Consider the following 18,234-nt stretch of genomic DNA (forward strand, 5'->3'; position numbering starts at 1 on the left):
GCCGCCCTACTCCCTGTTCAATCCCGACAAGGATTACACCAAGGAGTCTATTGCCGATCAGTTCAACTTCATAGAATACCAGAAATACCGCTTTAACGCAGAATGGTATGTGCCCCTGAGCAAGCCCAAAGGCACTGACAATAAAACCTTTGTGCTGAAAGTGGCCGCCAAGTTCGGCTACATTAGCCGGTATAACACCCGTACAACGTTATCGCCCTTTGGCCGTTTTGAGCTGGGTGGCGATGGTTTGAGCAACTTTGCGATTTATGACCGCGACATTATCTCGCAGCGTGGTTACCCGGTATATTATACCAGCAATCCCAAGGTGAACCCCGAAAACGGGCAGCCGGTTGGTTATGAGGGCTTTACCATTTTTAACAAGTATGTAATGGAGCTGCGTTATCCGTTCAGCCTCAACCCCAGCTCAACCATCTTTGGCCTGGCGTTCCTGGAGGCCGCTAACGGTTACCGCGACTTTAATGAATACAATCCGTTCCGCCTGCGCCGCTCTGCCGGTTTGGGCATGCGCTTTTACCTGCCCATGTTCGGCCTGCTGGGCTTTGACTATGGCATAGGTTTTGACCGTTTGACCCCCGGCAATGGAATAAAGGATGCAGCTAAGTTCACCTTTATGCTGGGCTTTGAACCGGAATAATACAGGCAGCGTGTTAGATATGTGTTAGATTGATGTTTGTATAGATTATAAATTTTATATTGCATTTCTTAAAAAATTGCGAACTAAGATGAAAAAATTATTCATCACATTAGCTGTTATCCTGTTTGCGGCATATGCGGCAAACGCCCAACGGTACTGTGTAATAGACACTAAGTATATCCTGGAAAGCATACCGGATTATAAAGAAGCGCAATCCAAGCTGGATGCAATAGCAGACCAGTGGCAGAAAGAGATTGACGCCAAGTTCCAGGAGATAGACAAGATGTATAAAGCCTATCAGGCAGAGCAGGTAATGCTTACAGACGAATTGAAAAAGAAAAGGGAAGATGAGATAGTGGCCAAGGAAAAGGACGCCAAAGAGCTGCAGCGGAAACGTTTTGGTTATGAGGGCGATTTGTTTAAAAAGCGGGAAGAGCTGATAAAACCTATACAGGATAAGATTTACAATGCGGTGCAGAAACTGGCGGCCAGCCGCATGTATGATTTTGTGCTGGATAAGTCCGCAGGCATCACCGTAATTTTTTCAGATCCCAAGCTGGACAAAAGCGAAGATATTTTAGCATCACTGGGCGTAAAGAAGCAGTAAACCATTTTTTAACCAATAAGTAAGACTTAAAATTTTTTTAAACACAGACAACATCATGAAGAAGTACGTAATTATTGCTTTTGTAGCTGTTTCCGGTTTATTCGGCGTAAATGCAATGGCGCAAACTAAAATAGCACACATCAATACCCAGGCTTTGCTGGATGCAATGCCTGAAACCAAAGCAGCGCAAACTACCCTCCAAACCTATGCACAATCACTGGAAACGGATGGTAAAGGTCTGGTAGACGAGTATACCAAGAAGATGAAGGATTTTGACGCGCAGGCCGCCAGCATGACCGAGAACATGAAAGAGATCAAAGGAAAGGAAATACAGGATATTCAGAAACGCATTGAAGAATACCGCAACGCCGCCGACCAGAAAATAGACGCCAAGCGCCAGGAAGTGCTGAAGCCTATTTACGACAAAGCCCGCAAAGCCATTGAAGATGTAGCCAAGGAAAAAGGTTACAACTATGTAATGGACAGCTCAGTAGGCGTGCTGCTGGTATCACCTTCCGGTGATGACCTGCTGACCGCTGTAAAGACCAAGCTGGGTATAAAATAATCCAATAATACGGTAAAGCCTGCCCTGCATGAATATAGGGCAGGCTTTTACTTTTAAGGCAGGCAAATAAAAATACCACCAACTATAATTTTATTAAAAGAAATTCCTACCTTTGCCTTCCATTTTGAAAACAGGATATCCGTCCCGGGCGGATTTAGTATAGTAGTACAGGTAAAACAAAATTAAAATGAAACGTACTTTTCAACCGCATAACAGACGCAGAAAGAGCGTCCATGGTTTCAGAAAGAGAATGGAAACTGCTAACGGCCGTAAAGTATTGGCTTCCCGCAGGGCAAAAGGTCGTAAGAAACTGACGGTTTCTGATGAGCGGAAGCTGAAATAAGATCGTAAAACTCAATGCGCTATAAAAACTTATTCTTTTAAACGGGAAGAAAGGTTAAAAAGCAGGAAACTGATTGAAACGCTTTTTCGGGACGGAAAAGCGTTTTCTGTTTTTCCATACCGCATCATATACCTGCCGGTGCAGCTGCCGGCGGGCGCACCGCCCGTTCAGGCCGGCTTTAGCGCCTCCTCACGGCACTTTCCCCGCGCAGTGGACCGTAACCGCGTAAAACGCCTGGGCCGCGAAGCCTGGCGCCTGCAAAAGCAGGCTTTATATGACCACCTGCAGCAACACTCCCTGCAGCTGGCCGTTTTCTTCATTTATACCGATAAAAAAATAGCCCCATTCGCTACCCTTCACCACAAAATTTCGGTAATTTTAGAGCGTTTGCAGCAGGCAACCGCCAGTGATGGCGCAAGCCGGTAAACCATACAATACAGGATTATGCAGAAGTTGTTAAGATGGCTGGGGTATCCGTTTATTGGTTTAATCAGGGTATATCAATGGATCATATCGCCGCTACTGGGCGCAAAATGCCGCTATACGCCCTCCTGCTCTCAATACGGCATTACAGCATTAAAAAAATACGGGCTTTTTAAAGGGGGCTACCTCACTGCCAAACGCATCCTGTCCTGTCATCCCTGGGGCGGGCATGGTTATGACCCGGTGCCCTGACAAAGTAAAAAGTTAAAAATAAAAAACAGCTGGGCTGTGTATAAAGCTGCCTTATGTTCGGGAAAGAGATGCCCGGTTTTAACTTTTTCCTTTTAATTTTTTACTTTTTATTTATTGTTTATGCGCAACATCTTTCATAAAAGAAGAAAATTACTGCTGCTGGTATTGGTACTGCTGGGCGCCGGCGCGGGCCTGCTGGCCTTTAATGAAAACGACAAGTACTTCCAGATAGCCAAAAACCTCGACATTTTTGCCGCTTTTTACCGGGAGCTGAACACCTATTATGTAGATGACCTGTCGCCCGAAAAAGTAATGCACAAAGGCATAGAGTCTATGCTGGAGGAAACAGACCCTTATACCGATTTTATACCGGAAGAGAACCTGGACGACCTGAAGTTTATGGCCACCGGCCGGTACGGCGGGGTAGGCGCCTCCATTAATACCAGCGGCGACAGTACCGTAATCACTGACATTTACCAGGGCAGCCCCATGGACCGCGCCGGCGTTAAGCCCGGCGACCTGCTGCTGCAGCTCGATGGCAAACCCACCGGGGGAATGGACCAGGAAGAGATAAGCCGCCTGCTGAAAGGCACCGCAGGCACCTCCCTGGATATGTTGCTGAAAAACCCGGTTACCGGCGTTGAAACCACTAAAAAAATAGTACGCGAAGAAATTAATGTAATGCCGGTAAGCTATGCCGGCATGGTAAGCAACGATGTAGGCTACATTAAAATGGTGCAGTTTACGGAAAACAGCGGCGCCCAGGTACAATGGACCTTTGAAAAGCTGAAGCAGGAGCACCCGGGCATGAAAGGCGTTATACTGGACCTGCGGGGCAACCCCGGCGGCCTGCTGGATGAAGCGGTAAATGTGGCCAATATTTTTATTGACAAGAACCGGCTGATCGTAAGCACCAAAGGCAAGGTGAAAAACTGGGACCGGGAGTACAAAACACAGCAGGCGGCAGCCGATGTGAACATACCCCTGGCCGTGCTTACCAACCGCTCCTCCGCCTCCGCATCTGAAATTGTAGCCGGCGCCGTGCAGGACCTGGACCGCGGGGTAGTGGTAGGCCAGCGCTCCTTCGGGAAAGGGCTGGTGCAAACCACGCGCCCCCTGCCATACAACGCCAAGCTGAAAGTTACCACCGCCAAATACTACACGCCCAGCGGCCGTTGCATACAAGCCATTGATTACAGCCACCGCAACCAGGAAGGCGAAGTAGATTATGTGCCCGACTCCCTGCGCCGCTCCTTTACTACCCTGGGCGGCCGCAAGGTGAAAGACGGGGGCGGTATTGAGCCCGATGCGCCGGTAGACCCGCAGTACCTTAGCCAGGTAGCCATTACCCTGCTGCGCAAGCAATACATTTTTGACTATGCCACCAGGTATTATTACGCCCATCCTAAAATTGCCCCGGCGGGCAGCTTTAAGCTGGGTGAAGATGAGTTTGCGGATTTTGTGCGGTTTCTTGACGGTAAGGATTACAGCTATAAAACACACAGTGAGGAAGCGCTGGAAAGTTTTGAGTCCACCGCCCGCAAGGAAAAATATTACGATGCCGTAGCCGCGGAGTTTGAAGCGCTGCAGCAGAAAATGCGGCATGATAAAAAGCAAGACCTGCTGAAGCATAAAACCGAGATCAAACGCCTGCTGGAAGAGGAGATCGTGAACCGCTACTATTTACAGAAAGGCCGTATAGAACGTTCCCTGGCCTGGGATGATGAGGTAAATGAAGCCATACGCCTGTTCCATAACCCCCAGGAGTACCAGCAGCTGCTGAAATAAATATTTGTTGTAACAATACATGAATGCAGGCAATGCCGCAGTACCGCAGGGTTTTGCGGCATTGTTGTTTTTACTATTGGAATTGTATTTTTTTTATTAGCTTGTTCCCATTCAACGTTATGGAATACTGCAGCAAGGGGATTTTTCTTAATTGAATGATAACACAACAGCGCGGTCAATATTAATAATTTTACGTTTTTCCTGTTCATGTGAATGAATGATCAGCCACATATAGATCCTGCAACCTGGGAAGCTTGCAAAGGGGGCGATAAAAATGCGTATGCGTATATCTATAAGATATACTATCCCCGTTTGTATAATTACGGCTGCAAGTTTACGGTAGATGCTGCCCTGGTGGAGGACAGCATCCAGGAGATTTTTGTGCGCTTTTGGATGCAGCGCGAGAAGCTGGCCGCTGTAAGGGAGCTGAAAAGCTACCTGTTTGTATCGTTCCGGCACTATTTACTGAACCTGCTTGCCCGGCATAAAAAGATACAGGAAGATATTGCGGCTACGGATAATTATGCCTTTGCGCTGGAAATATCTGCCGAGCAGCAGCGCGTGGTAGCGGAAGAGCAGCAGGAGCAGCTGCAGGTGCTGCGCAATGCCATGCGCCGGTTAACGCCCCGGCAAAAAGAGGCTGTATTTTTCCGCTTTTATGAGAACATGAGCTATGAGGAGATTGCCGGCATCCTGAACATATCCGTTAAAGCCACCTATAAGCTGGTAGCACGCGCCATATTAATGCTGCGTGATGCGTATAATACCGCTCCCCTGGTAAAAGCCCTGTTTACCCTGGCGCCGCTGGCCGCTGCGCTGGGCAGCCTGCAGCTTTCGGCCATGATATGCGCAACGCAGATTCCCCCATCTTTATAAGCCCTTATAATTTTTTTAAAAAAAAGTTTCGTGTTTGTGGGGTAAAATGTATTCCCCGCCGCTCCTGTTACTGTAACACCACAAAATGGAGCAACCAAAAGATTACGAACACTTTGATACCAATGATTTTATTGCCGATGATGCCTTTCTGCAATGGGTGAAATTTCCCGATGCGGAAAGCAATGCATTCTGGAAAAACTGGCTGGCGGCGCATCCGCATAAGCAGGCGCAAATAATGGCTGCCCGCGCCTTTATACTGGGTTTACAGTTTAAGGAAGATGCGCCTGCGCCGTTGATGGCAGCTGCCTCCCTGGAGCGCAGCCTGCACCGCATAGCAGCCCTGGAGCAGCAGCCGGTGGCAGTAAAAGAAAAAAGTTTGCGCAGGCTGTGGTGGTGGGCGGCGGCGGCCGTGGTAGCAGGCGGCATGGCCCTCATCGGGCGGCAGCTAACGCTTATGCCGGCCGGCAAAGTACAGTATAACGGGCTGGCAGACGGGGTGCGCACTATTTGGCTGCCCGACAGCTCCCGCGTAATACTGAACGCGCATGCATCCGTGTCTTTCCGGCCCAACTGGCTGGAGGGCGGCAAACGCGAAGTATGGCTGAACGGTGAGGCTTTTTTTGACGTAAGGCCGCTAACCGCGGGGCTGCGCACAGCCAATGCTTTTGTAGTGCATAGCAATAACCTGGATATTGATGTACTGGGCACGTCTTTTAATGTAAAGGCAAACCGCACGTTCACCAATGTAACCCTGAACACGGGTAAAATAAAGGTGCAGTGCAATGAGCTGCCAAATCAGCCGCTGGTGCTCTCTCCCGGCGATTTTGTACAATACTCCGCAAAACAAAACAAGATCATCAAGAAAAAGGTGAATGCCGACCTGTATGCTGTATGGAAGGAGGAAAGCCAGCAATTGCAAAACGTAACGCTGCAGGAGCTGGCCGCGTACATAGAAGATATTTACGGCTATAAAGTACGTATCAGCGGCGCCGGGCTGGCGCAAACAAAGCTTTCCGGCGGGTTGCGGGTAAAGGATGAAAAGCTGCTGCTGGAAACGCTCTCCTTTGCGCTGAACGTAAAAATCACCAAAAGCGCCGATACACTTTTTATTCAACCAAAAACTAATAAATAAAATTCCCTGATATGCCGACAAATGTACCGTTAAAACTGATGGGCAGCTACGCATTGCTGTGCGCTGCCTGTTTGGTAGGGCCTTCCCTGCATGCACAGGACCTGGCCGCCGCCCAACCGCTGCACGGCGCGTACCGCTACCAGGTTGCACGCAAACAGCTGCAAACACTGGGAGATATATTACAGGTAATAGAAAAGCAGCATAATGTAAGCTTCATCTGCAGATCAGAGCTGCTGCAAATGAAAATTAACGCCGGTAACGAAGACTTTAAGGAAAAAGCATTTGCCTATTCCCTGGTAACCGTGATCCGGCCCTATGGCCTGGAGCTGAAGCAGATCACTGCGCAGCAGTTTGCCATTTCATCGTCAAATGATGAAGCCGGCAATACAGGAGAAGCGGCCAATAACAGGAATATTCCCGTTTCCTCAGCGCTGGTAGGGCAAAATATTAATGCCGTGCACAACCCGGCGTTTAATGCCGACTATTTAAGCTACATACAGGTAAAGCGCGTAAGCGGCACTGTAAGGGGCGCCGGCAACATTCCGCTGCCTGGCGTAACCGTTACGGTAAAAGGCACCGGTAATGGTACCGTTACCAATACCGATGGCAGGTTCGAGATCAATGTAACCGGCAATAACGCCATCCTGCTGTTCTCCTACGTGGGCTATCTGCCCAGGGAAATTATGGTGAATGACCAGCAGGAAATAGATGTAGTGCTGAATGAAGATACGCGACTGCTGAACCAGGTGGTGGTAGTAGGTTATGGCACCCAAAAGAAGGTAGACCTTACCGGCGCTGTAGCCATGGTAGGGGAGAAAGAGCTGGCTGGCCGCCCGGTTACCTCCATGTCAACCGCTTTACAGGGGCTGCTGCCCGGCTTAACCGCCATTAATAATACCGGCTTCCCCGGTGCGGGCGGCGCTACTTTACGTGTGCGCGGTACCGGTACTACCAACAACGCTAACCCTTTTATACTGATAGACGGTATACCCGGCGACATCAACTTCCTGAACCCCACGGATATTGAAAGCGTATCTGTGTTAAAGGATGCGGCATCCGCCGCCATTTATGGTTCGCGTGCAGCCAACGGCGTTATACTGGTTACCACCAAAAAAGGGAAGCAGAACCAGAAGCCGGTGCTGAGCTACAACGGCTACTACGGCATACAAAAGCCGTATGCCCTGCCTAAAATGGTAAGCGCCCCCGAATACATGGAAATGCTGAATGAGGCGCAGCGGAATGTGAACCTGCCCGAAACCTATACACCCGAAGATATACAGAAGGCAAAGGACGGTACAGACCCGGATTATTTCGCCAACACCAACTGGCCCAAAGCGCTGATCAAAAGCACGGCCCCGCAGCAGGAGCATAACCTGAGCGTGAACGGCGGATCGCAGAACATGACCTACTATCTTTCCTATGGCCGCCAGAACCAGGACGGCCTGGTAGTAGGCGACCAGTACAGCGCTGTACGCAACAATGTACGCGCCCGTATGAATGTTATGCGCCTGTTTGACATTGTTGATATTGACGGTAACCTGGGGTATATAGACCGTACCCAGAACCAGCCGGCCGGCGGTACAGACGAAGACTCCGGGCCTATTTACACATCACTCACCATGTCGCCCCTGAACCCCGTGAAGTTTACCAACGGCACCTGGGGGTATGGCGGCGGCTCCAGCAACCCGGTAGCCATTGCAACGGATGGCGGCTATAACAACTTTAAATCACAGGAAGTAACCGGCAATGTATCTGCCAAAGTACACATCTGGAAAAACTTGGATTTCACCGGGCAGTATGGCACCAATATCATCAACCAGCGCCGTGCTACCTTTAGCCGTAAAATAGATTACTACTACCCCGACAGTGGCGACCTGTGGTACTCCAATGCCACCAGCAACAAGCTGGAAATGCGCGACTATACCAGCCGCATGGAAAACCTGTCCGGTTTATTGAACTATGCCCTTGCGCTGAACAAGCATCATTTTAAGGTATTGCTCGGTTACCAGCAGGAGTCGTACCGGTATGAGTCATGGTACGCCAGCAAGCAGAATTTTCCCAGTGATGATGTACCGGTGTTTAACCTGGGCTCCGACAATCCCAATGCCACCGGCGATGGCTACCAGTATGCGCTGCGTTCCTGGTTTGGCCGCCTGAACTATGATTTTAATGAAAAATACCTGCTGGAGCTGAACTTCCGTTACGATGGGTCTTCCCGTTATGCGCCCGAACTGCGCTATGGCTCCTTCCCTTCCGCCTCTGCCGGCTGGCGCTTTACGCAGGAGAATTTTATAAAGCAAAGCAGCATCAGCCGCTGGCTGAACGAAGGTAAGCTGCGCGTTTCCTACGGCAGCCTGGGTAACCAGTATGGCGCCGATGGCTCAGCTTATTCCGAATGGTACCCTTACATGCAGGTGCTCACCGGCGTTGGCACCATGCCTATAGGCAACATACTCACCCGCGGCGTAGCGCAAACCAACCTGGCCAACCCGTTACTGCGCTGGGAAAAAGTGAATATGCTGAACCTGGGTGTAGACCTGGCCTTCTTTAATAACCGCCTGAGCGTAAGCGCCGACTGGTTTGACAAACGCACCAAGGACATACAGCTGAAAGTACCGCAGCCAGACATACTGGGCCTGGAAGTGCCGGACCAGAATGCAGGCGATGTGTCCAATAAAGGATGGGAGCTGTCACTGGGCTGGGCAGACAACGTGAACGAATTTACCTACGGTTTTAACGCGCAGCTGTCGGATGTGCGCAATAAAGTGCTGAACCTGGGCGGCGCACCGCCCGTATTAGGCAACCGTATATTGCAGGTAGGCTATCCTATTAATGCATTTTACGGCTACCGTACCGACGGGCTGGCGCAGGAAAGCGACTTTACCAAAGACGCCAGCGGCAAGCTGATACCCAACTTCCCCATTTTTGACGCGGACCAGGGCAAGGTAGCGCCGGGCGATATTAAATACCGCGACCTGGACGGTGACGGCGTTATTACGGCAGATAAGGACCGTGAAGTAATAGGCGATGCTTTTCCGCGCTACACTTACTCCCTGCGCGGCAATTTCGGATGGAAGAACATTGACTTTTCATTTTTCATACAGGGCGTAGGCAAAGGCAACGGGTATATTAACAGTATTGCCATTCACACCTTTCAGGCGTATGGTTCCTACCCGCAGGAGGTGCACCGCGATCACTGGACGCCGGAGAATACGGATGCCTGGTACCCCCGCTTCACCTACCTGGACACGCGTAATACCACCGCCCGCCAGTCGGACTACTGGCTGCAGGATGCTTCTTACCTGCGCCTGAAGAACATACAGATCGGTTATACGCTGCCCAGCAACTGGACCAGCCGTTTGCGCATACAACGGTTACGCGCATACGTATCAATGGACAACCTGTTCACCAAAACCAATTTCTTTTACGCATACGATCCCGAAACCGTTACCACCAGCGGCGGTACGTACCCGCAGGTAAAAACCTTTGTGTTTGGTCTTAACATTAACTTTAAATAACCACTGCCATGCAGCAACATATATTCCGTTTTATACGTATAGCCATATGGGGCATAACAGGGGTAGTAGCCGCCTGCTGTTTGAACAGCTGCTCCAAGAACTTTCTCGACCGCGGCGCGCTGGATGCTATTCCCAACGACGAGTTCTGGAAAACAGAAGGCCAGCTGAAGCTGGCGGTGAATGCCTGCTACGATTACCTGAAAGGCAAGAATGTAGTGGATATGGAAAACATGGGCGATAATACCATATACCCGCCCATGAGCGATTACCTGGCTATTTCCACCGGCAACTATGACTTTACCCTGGGCACGCTTAACAGCGAATGGGTGAACCAGTTTAAAGGCATACGCCGCTGCAACCACTTCCTGGAAAACTATCAGAAAGCCACGGGCGTACAGCAGGCCAAGCTGGACCAGTATGCAGGTGAGGTGCGTTTCCTGCGCGCTTTCCTGTACAGCTACCTGAGCTTTTTCTTTGGCGATGTGCCGCTGGCCACCAACACACTGAACATTAGCGATGACCTGGTGTACGGCCCCCGTACGCCGCGCGCGCAGGTGGTGGACTTTATATTGCAGCAGCTGGATTCTGCAGCCATGGAGCTGCCTACCACCTACGGATCGGGTGACCTGGGCCGCATTACCAAAGGGGCCGCATTGGGCTGGAAGTCGCGGGTAGCGCTGTTCTACGGCAAGTATGATGTAGCCGAAGCAGCCGCCAAAGCAGTAATGGACCTGAATGTGTACAAGCTGTATACCGCCGGCGGCACCAACAGCTATAACGAGCTGTTTACGCATAAAGGCAAGCTGGCCAATGGCGCCAATAAGGAAACCATGCTGGCCCGCCTGTACCTCATAGACGTGTCTATGCATAACATGAGCCGCGAGTGCCAGGTGCCGGACCAAACCTCCCGCTTTAATCCTACCAAATCGTTAGTGGATGCTTACCTGTGCACAGATGGTATGCCTATTGAAAAATCACCTTTGTATAACGAAGGCGCGCAAACGGCTTACGGCGATGTATTTAAGAACCGCGATCCCCGCATGTCGCAAACCATACTGGCGCCCGGCGCCGATTGGGGCGGCAAAGACGATGGGGACCAGGACGCCAGCCCGTCCACTATTTTTAACCTGCCCAAATTCAACTCCGATAAAAAGGGATGCGTAACGGCCACCGGCTATTACTTTACCAAATACGTGCAGGTATCGGCGGTAGCCACCTATAATAAAGACCCGAACGACATTCACATTATGCGGTATGCAGAAATGTTGCTGAACTATGCAGAAGCACGTGAAATGCAGGGTAAGCTTACACAGGCCGACCTGGATATGACCATTAACAAGCTGCGCGACCGCGTGGGCATGCACCACATGATTATTTCTGAGCTGAATGCCTGGGGCATGGACCTGCGACAGGAAATACGCCGGGAGCGCCGCGTAGAGCTGGCCCTGGAAGGTCAGCGTTATTTTGACCTGCTGCGCTGGAAACAGGGCAGCCTGCTGGCGGCAGATGCAAAAGGAATGAAGAAAGCTTTTGTACCGGACTACATGCAGCAGTATGTATCCAGCGTAAAGGTAGATGCAGACGGGTATATGATCGTGAATACCGGCCGCCGGTTCATAGATCCGAAGAATTACCTGTGGCCTGTGCCGTTAACACAGTACCAGCGGAACCCCGACCTGGGACAAAACCCCGGATGGGAATAAATGATATATAAGAGATGAAACATTACCTGATAACCCTGTGTGCTTTGCTATGTGCCTGCAGCACACATAAAGCAGTTACAGGCACGCAAGGCATGGCGGCCGATACCATTAAGGTATTAACCTATAACATTCACCATGCCAACCCGCCATCAAAGAAAGATGTGATAGACCTGGATGCTATTGCGAATGTTATAAAGCAGCAGCAGCCGGATTTTGTAGCCCTGCAGGAAGTAGATGTACATACCGGCCGCTCCGGCCGCGATGTAGATGAAGCAGCGGTGCTGGCCGAAAAAACCGGCATGCATGCGCGGTTTGCAAAAGGCATCCCGTATGGTGGTGGCGAGTATGGCATTGCCGTACTTTCGCGCTATCCCATACAGCAGGGGCATGCCTATGCATTACCATCGGCCCCCGGATCAAAGGGAGAGCCGCGTGCATTGTGCACTGTTACGGTAAAGCTGCCTAATGGCCGGCAGGTAATGATGGCCAGCACGCACCTGGATGTATTAAAGCCGGAAACAGACCGCCTTTTGCAGATACGCGCCATTGCGGGTATACTGGGTACGGCCGGCATGCCGGTAATACTGGGCGGCGATTTTAATTCAAAGCCCGGCAGCGCTACCATACAGGTGCTGGACAGCGCTTTTACGCGCACCTGCAGCAATTGCGCGTTCACTATCCCGGTTGATAAGCCCAACCGCACCATAGATCATATTGCCTATGCGCCGGCAAATGCTTTTAAAGTAACGGCGCACACGGTAATACCCGAGCGTTATGCATCGGACCACCTGCCGGTAGCGGCTACCCTGGTGCTGCTGCAGTGAATTAAATTATGATTTACGCTATTTAAGTGCTAAATTAAAATCTGTTGCTTTCAACCAGATCACGTTATTAAACACGCAAACCAGAAAACACATGTCTGAAAATTCGATGGAAAATTCCCGCCGGGGATTTATCAGCAAACTAGCCAAAAGCGTAGTAGGCGCGTCTTTACTGCCTAATATTATTACTGCTGCAGACAGGCAGCGCCACCTGGCCTCACTGTCACGCATACATGAAAAATACAGCGCCAATGACCAGATACAGATTGCCCTGATAGGCGCGGGCGGCATGGGTACCTCCGATACCAATACCGCCATTACGGTGCCTGGTGTTAAGTTGATTGCTGCCTGCGACCTGTACGACGGCCGTTTGGCAGATGCAAAAAAGAAATGGGGCAATGATATTTACACCACGCGCGATTACCGGGAGATACTGGAGCGTAAAGATGTGGATGCGGTAATTATTGCCACGCCGGATTTCTGGCATAAGGATATTTCTGTAGCCGCCATGAACAAGGGCAAATCCGTATACTGCGAAAAACCGATGGTGCACGAGATCGGTGAAGGGCCGGCTGTAGTGGAAGCCCAGCAAAAGAACGGGAAGGTAGTGTACCAGGTAGGCAGCCAGGGTATGAGCTCATTGGGCAATGAAAAAGCCCGCCAGCTGCTGAAGGATGGCGCTATCGGCGAGCTGAATTATGCCGAAGGTTTTTGGGCGCGTATGTCGCCCCTGGGCGCCTGGCAATACCCCATACCGGCAGATGCATCGCCCAAAACGGTAGATTGGGAAACCTACCTGAAAAATGCGCCCAAACGCGAGTTTGACCCGCTGCGCTTTTTCCGCTGGCGCAATTACAGGGATTATGGTACCGGCGTTTCCGGCGACCTGTTTGTACACCTGTTCTCCAGCCTGCATTTTGTAACCGGTTCCATAGGCCCCAACAAGGTAATGGCTACCGGCGGCCTGCGTTACTGGAAAGACGGGCGTGAGGTGCCGGATGTTATGCTGGGCATGTTCGATTACCCGGAAACAGCCGCTCATCCTGCCTTTAACCTTTCGTTACGCGTAAATTTTGTAGACGGTACCGGCGGCACCAACTACCTGCGTATGGTAGGCAGCGAAGGTTCTATGACGGTAGAGTGGGATAAGGTAACGCTGTACCGTAACCAGAAGCCGGAAGAAGATCCCCTGCTGAAAAGCAAAAAGGGAGAAGGCGCTGCCGCCAATGGCAAGCAATATGTATATAACCGCAAAAGCATGCTGCCGCCCGAAAAGCTGGAGTATGTGGCAGATGAAGGTTATAAAGGCGCGCACTTTGACCACTTTTACAACCTGTTCAACGCCATGCGCACCGGCGGCAAAGTGCATGAAGATGCGCTGTTCGGCTACCGCGCAGCTGCGCCGGCCCTGCTGTGCAACGACAGCTATTTCCAGAACAGGATCATCCAATGGGATCCCGAGCACCTGAAAATGATTTAACCAGTAAAAAGCATAGATCATGAGAAAATTAGTTATTCCGGCTTTATCGCTGTTAACAGTAACGGCTATGGCGTGCAACAGCGGCAGTACGGCTGAAAGCAGCACCGACTCAACCAGCATCAGCGCAGATACTACCGCAGCCATGGCAGCTGTGGAAGATAACAGTAACGCCAACACGCTTACGGATGCTGAAAAGGCAGAAGGCTGGCAGCTGCTGTTCAACGGCCAGAACCTGGACGGCTGGCATATTTACAAAGGCAGAACCTCTAACAGCTGGGTAGCGGATAACGGCACACTGCATTGCCTGGGCAACGAAAAAGACAAGAGCGATAAGCGGGCAGACCTTACCAGCGACAGCACTTTTGAAAACTTTGAGCTGCAGGTTGACTGGAAGCTGGCCCCCAAAGGCAACAGCGGCATTATTTACCTGGCCTCTGAAGAATATGAAGCCGCCTATAAAAGCGGTCCGGAGTACCAGCTGATAGATGATGAAAATTTTCCTGAAAAGCTGGAAGGCTGGCAAAAAACCGGCGCTAACTATGCCATGAGCGACCCGCTGGTGGCAGCAGCCAAACCTATAGGAGAGTGGAACAATACCCGTATTGTTGTAAATCACGGGCATGTGGAACATTGGCTGAACGGACAAAAAACAGCGGAATACACCATTGGCTCACCGGAATGGAAGAAAGCCAAAGCCAGCGGCAAATGGAAAGATGCGCCGGGCTATGGCGCCACCAAGAAAGGCCATATAGACCTGCAGGACCATGGCAGCGAAATATGGTTCAAAAATATTAAGATTAAGCAGCTGAAGTAACCGGTTGCTTTACGGCTGATGGCCGTGCATAAAAAAAGAGGACGTATCACATACGTCCTCTTTTTTGTTTTATGCTGCATGCACTATTTCTGTGCAGCTTCGTAGTTTTGGCTAACAGCATCCCAGTTTACAGCGTTCCAGAAAGCTTTCAGGTATTCCGGGCGGCGGTTCTGGTATTTCAGGTAGTAAGCATGTTCCCATACATCCACGCCTAAAATGGGGGTGCCTTTTACTTCGGCAACATCCATCAGCGGGTTATCCTGGTTAGGGGTAGAGGTTACCTCCAGCTTGCCGTCTTTTACAATAAGCCAGGCCCAGCCGGAACCAAAGCGGGTAGCGCCTGCATTGTTGAACTTTTCTTTGAAGGCGTCAAAAGAGCCGAAAGTGCTCTTAATATCATCAGCCAGCTTGCCCTTGGGTTCGCCGCCTGCGTTGGGGCCCAGTATTTTCCAGAAAAAGCTGTGGTTCCAGTGGCCGCCGCCATTGTTTCTTACAGCAGGGCTTATTTTACCGGCGCTGGCAACCAGCTCTTCCAGTGATTTATTTTCATGCTCTGTGCCGGCTATAGCTTTGTTCAGGTTATCTACATAAGCCTGGTGGTGCTTGCCATGGTGTATTTCCATGGTAGTTTTATCAATATGCGGTTCCAATGCATCGGCAGCATATGGTAAGCTCGGAAGTGTAAATGCCATAACTCAATTTTTATTGGTTAATGAATAAGTTGTAAAATTTACGGGTTTCAAATTTACTGCCTAATAGGGGAAATATCAAACAATCGTGTAAGGTGCGCATACGCGTATTAAAGGTACAGCATAGTGTGCATACCGCCGTACCAGGCAGCTGGCAAAGAAAGCAGTAAGCTGTGCGGTGGTTAAATGATGTTTAAATAATACAAAACATTGCTTAAAAGTTATAAGCCGTAAGCCTGCATAGCAGGCTATACATGCTATGCTGCGCCGGCATGCCAATGCGAAGCAGGTCATCCACGCCGCCATACTGTTCCTGTACGGCATGTTGGCTGTAAGTAGCAGGCGCGCATTGCAGCTGTAAATTAAGCTTGCACATATGGGATTTTATTCTAAATTTACAGAATAAGTGTTGTAACAGCTGTTTTATATACCTTTTTTTTCGTATATGCCAGCACGTGAGCAGCAGGTTTCACTATTGTTTGTTTAAAACTTAATGTATGCAGACCGAAGACCCGGGCATGAGATCAAACCCAATCACACCATTACAGCAGGAACATGAGCGGTTAAAAGAACGTGTACAGTGGCTGGAAAGCATACTGCATCATACACCGGCCATGGTGTTTACCGCCGACAGGCATGTTAACCGTATAAGCTGGTGTAATGCATACATGGAGCGCTTTACGGGCTTTACCCTAAATGAAATGCATACACTGGGCCGGGAATTTTTCAGGCAGTTCATGCACCCCGATGATTTTGAGCTGACCAGTATAGCAGATACATCTTTTCAGAACAGGAAAAATAGCTTTGGCGGCGTTGCACGCGTAAAGCCCAAAGGGCAGCGTGAATGGCGATGGGTAGTAGGGCTAACCATCCCTTTCAGCCAGGATGAGCAGGGAGAGGTAGGGGAGGTAATATGCGCTTTCCTGGACCTGACCGTAGCCATTGATACGCACACGCAGCTGGCCGACGCCATGAGCGAGCTGTTACGCCGGCAGAATGAAAGCCTGCTGGATAAGCTTACTTTCCGGGAGAAAGATGTGCTGGCCCTGGCCGTAAAGGGTTTAAACAATAAGGAGATTGCCCAGCAGCTGAACCTGAGCCGTTATACGGTGGAAACACACCGCAAAAACATACGCCTGAAGCTGAAGGTACGCAACACTACCGAGCTGGTAACCATTGCCCGCAACATCGGTTTCCAGTAAGCTATACATTAACAAAACTTTCAAAAAAATACCCAAGCTTGGGTATTTTATGGGCAAATAAACACGATTATTTTAGTAAGCGTAATAGCATCCTGCATCCCTGCTATGATAAACCGGGGAAAAAGAATTAATATATGCGAATATAACCTGCTGCCATAGCGGAAACAAACAATACCATTAAACTATATATACAGGAGATCAGATATAAGATCAATACCAAGCTATTTTATTCTTCATTCGTTGTATTTTTTAGCCACAGTGCCATCCATTGTTTGTTTTCCTACAACATATATATTCGGCAATTTGATTATATTTAGCTTCTGAATTCAAATCCCTGTAACATGCCGAATATTGTTTTCACCATCATCATCCTCTTTTTAATCCTTTGGGTTGTATTGTCTTCCTTTGTAACCGTACAACAAGGTACAATAGCGGTAACCACTATTTTTGGTAAATACAGCCGTATTATGCGCCCTGGTCTTAATTTTAAAATACCCCTTATAGAAAAGGTATTTAAACGCATTTCCATCCAGAACCGTTCTGTAGAGCTGGAGTTCCAGGCCATCACCATTGACCAGGCCAATGTATACTTTAAAGCAATGCTGCTGTATGCAGTATGGAACCAGGAGGAGGAAACCATTAAAAGCGTGGCATTTAAGTTTATGGATGAACGTAGTTTTATGCAGGCGCTGATACGTACCATTGAAGGCTCTATACGTGGCTTTGTAGCTACCAAACGCCAGTCTGAGGTGCTGGGCCTGCGCCGGGAAATTACCGAGAATGTAAAGGAGCAGATCGATAAAACACTGGAAGGATGGGGCTATCACCTGCTGGACCTGCAGATGAACGACATTACCTTTGACGATGCCATTATGAAATCCATGGCGCAGGTAGTGGCTTCCAACAACCTGAAAGCAGCAGCTGAAAATGAAGGACAGGCCCTGCTGATCACCAAAACCAAGGCCGCGGAAGCAGAGGGCAATGCTATTAAAATAGCCGCAGAAGCAGAACGCCAGGCTGCCCAGCTGCGCGGCCAGGGTGTTGCGCTGTTCCGCGAAGAAGTAGCCAAAGGCATGACCACCGCTGCCAAGGAAATGCAGCAGGCTAATTTAGACACTTCGGTGATCCTGTTCTCCATGTGGACAGAAGCCATTAAGAACTTTGCCGAAAACGGCAGGGGCAACGTAATATTCCTCGATGGCTCGTCAGAAGGCATGGAGCATACAATGAAGCAAATGATGGCGATGAACAGGTTAATGGAAGTGGATGATGTGAAGCGTTAATTGTTTTATTGCAAATTTTTGAAGCGGTTACGTTAGCGTAACCGCTTTTTTTTGCCCTTATTAATTAATGTGCCTTCCTGCAG

The 18,234-nt window shown here is 49.8% G+C and carries 17 protein-coding genes and 1 pseudogene; 16 read left to right on the forward strand and 2 right to left on the reverse strand.

Annotation, left to right across the window (positions count from 1 at the left end):
* From VFS25_RS02795 to VFS25_RS02860, 14 genes and pseudogenes are all read left to right on the forward strand, one after another.
* Positions 1 to 655: pseudogene (locus VFS25_RS02795) on the forward strand (outer membrane protein assembly factor); the annotation flags it as partial.
* A gap of 88 nt (positions 656 to 743) precedes the next feature.
* The gene (locus VFS25_RS02800) at positions 744 to 1,262 is read left to right on the forward strand and encodes an OmpH family outer membrane protein (protein WP_326460591.1); all 519 of its coding nucleotides are present in this window, start codon (positions 744 to 746) and stop codon (positions 1,260 to 1,262) included.
* A gap of 55 nt (positions 1,263 to 1,317) precedes the next feature.
* On the forward strand, positions 1,318 to 1,827 hold the full coding sequence (locus VFS25_RS02805; RefSeq protein ID WP_326460592.1) for an OmpH family outer membrane protein: 510 nt from the start codon (positions 1,318 to 1,320) through the stop codon (positions 1,825 to 1,827).
* A gap of 187 nt (positions 1,828 to 2,014) precedes the next feature.
* The gene (gene rpmH / locus VFS25_RS02810; RefSeq protein WP_012788729.1) at positions 2,015 to 2,170 is read left to right on the forward strand and encodes a 50S ribosomal protein L34; all 156 of its coding nucleotides are present in this window, start codon (positions 2,015 to 2,017) and stop codon (positions 2,168 to 2,170) included.
* A gap of 21 nt (positions 2,171 to 2,191) precedes the next feature.
* On the forward strand, positions 2,192 to 2,596 hold the full coding sequence (locus VFS25_RS02815; protein ID WP_326460622.1) for a ribonuclease P protein component: 405 nt from the start codon (positions 2,192 to 2,194) through the stop codon (positions 2,594 to 2,596).
* 18 nt (positions 2,597 to 2,614) lie between these two features.
* Entirely contained in the window at positions 2,615 to 2,845 is a 231-nt protein-coding gene (yidD, locus tag VFS25_RS02820; protein WP_326460593.1) for a membrane protein insertion efficiency factor YidD, read from the forward strand.
* 120 nt (positions 2,846 to 2,965) lie between these two features.
* The gene (locus VFS25_RS02825; protein ID WP_326460594.1) at positions 2,966 to 4,633 is read left to right on the forward strand and encodes a S41 family peptidase; all 1,668 of its coding nucleotides are present in this window, start codon (positions 2,966 to 2,968) and stop codon (positions 4,631 to 4,633) included.
* Positions 4,634 to 4,846: 213 nt separating this feature from the next.
* On the forward strand, positions 4,847 to 5,509 hold the full coding sequence (locus tag VFS25_RS02830; protein WP_326460595.1) for a sigma-70 family RNA polymerase sigma factor: 663 nt from the start codon (positions 4,847 to 4,849) through the stop codon (positions 5,507 to 5,509).
* Positions 5,510 to 5,594: 85 nt separating this feature from the next.
* Positions 5,595 to 6,641, forward strand: coding sequence for a FecR family protein (locus VFS25_RS02835; protein WP_326460596.1), 1,047 nt, complete (start codon positions 5,595 to 5,597; stop codon positions 6,639 to 6,641).
* 11 nt (positions 6,642 to 6,652) lie between these two features.
* Complete coding sequence (locus VFS25_RS02840) at positions 6,653 to 10,159, forward strand: TonB-dependent receptor (protein WP_326460597.1); 3,507 nt, start codon at positions 6,653 to 6,655, stop codon at positions 10,157 to 10,159.
* Positions 10,160 to 10,167: 8 nt separating this feature from the next.
* Positions 10,168 to 11,862: a RagB/SusD family nutrient uptake outer membrane protein gene (locus tag VFS25_RS02845; protein ID WP_326460598.1), complete on the forward strand. Its 1,695-nt coding sequence runs from the start codon at positions 10,168 to 10,170 to the stop codon at positions 11,860 to 11,862.
* Positions 11,863 to 11,876: 14 nt separating this feature from the next.
* Positions 11,877 to 12,686: an endonuclease/exonuclease/phosphatase family protein gene (locus VFS25_RS02850; protein ID WP_326460599.1), complete on the forward strand. Its 810-nt coding sequence runs from the start codon at positions 11,877 to 11,879 to the stop codon at positions 12,684 to 12,686.
* 91 nt (positions 12,687 to 12,777) lie between these two features.
* A complete protein-coding gene (locus tag VFS25_RS02855; protein WP_326460600.1) occupies positions 12,778 to 14,163 on the forward strand; it encodes a Gfo/Idh/MocA family oxidoreductase in 1,386 nt (461 codons plus the stop codon).
* Positions 14,164 to 14,182: 19 nt separating this feature from the next.
* A complete protein-coding gene (locus VFS25_RS02860) occupies positions 14,183 to 14,977 on the forward strand; it encodes a DUF1080 domain-containing protein (protein ID WP_326460601.1) in 795 nt (264 codons plus the stop codon).
* Between the two features lie 83 nt (positions 14,978 to 15,060).
* Here VFS25_RS02860 and VFS25_RS02865 read toward each other — a convergent pair whose 3' ends face one another.
* Complete coding sequence (locus tag VFS25_RS02865; RefSeq protein WP_326460602.1) at positions 15,061 to 15,669, reverse strand: superoxide dismutase; 609 nt, start codon at positions 15,667 to 15,669, stop codon at positions 15,061 to 15,063.
* 211 nt (positions 15,670 to 15,880) lie between these two features.
* The gene (locus tag VFS25_RS02870) at positions 15,881 to 16,042 is read right to left on the reverse strand and encodes a hypothetical protein (protein WP_326460603.1); all 162 of its coding nucleotides are present in this window, start codon (positions 16,040 to 16,042) and stop codon (positions 15,881 to 15,883) included.
* A 121-nt stretch (positions 16,043 to 16,163) separates the two neighbouring features.
* On the opposite strand from VFS25_RS02870, the gene VFS25_RS02875 reads away from it, so the two are divergent.
* A complete protein-coding gene (locus tag VFS25_RS02875) occupies positions 16,164 to 16,868 on the forward strand; it encodes a LuxR C-terminal-related transcriptional regulator (protein WP_326460604.1) in 705 nt (234 codons plus the stop codon).
* Positions 16,869 to 17,209: 341 nt separating this feature from the next.
* Positions 17,210 to 18,151 (forward strand): SPFH domain-containing protein, encoded by a 942-nt coding sequence (locus tag VFS25_RS02880; protein ID WP_326460605.1) that lies wholly within the window; start codon positions 17,210 to 17,212, stop codon positions 18,149 to 18,151.
* Positions 18,152 to 18,234 lie beyond the last annotated feature (83 nt).

The organism is Chitinophaga sp. (assembly GCF_035761305.1).
In the GTDB taxonomy this organism is placed as follows: Bacteria; Bacteroidota; Bacteroidia; order Chitinophagales; family Chitinophagaceae; genus Chitinophaga.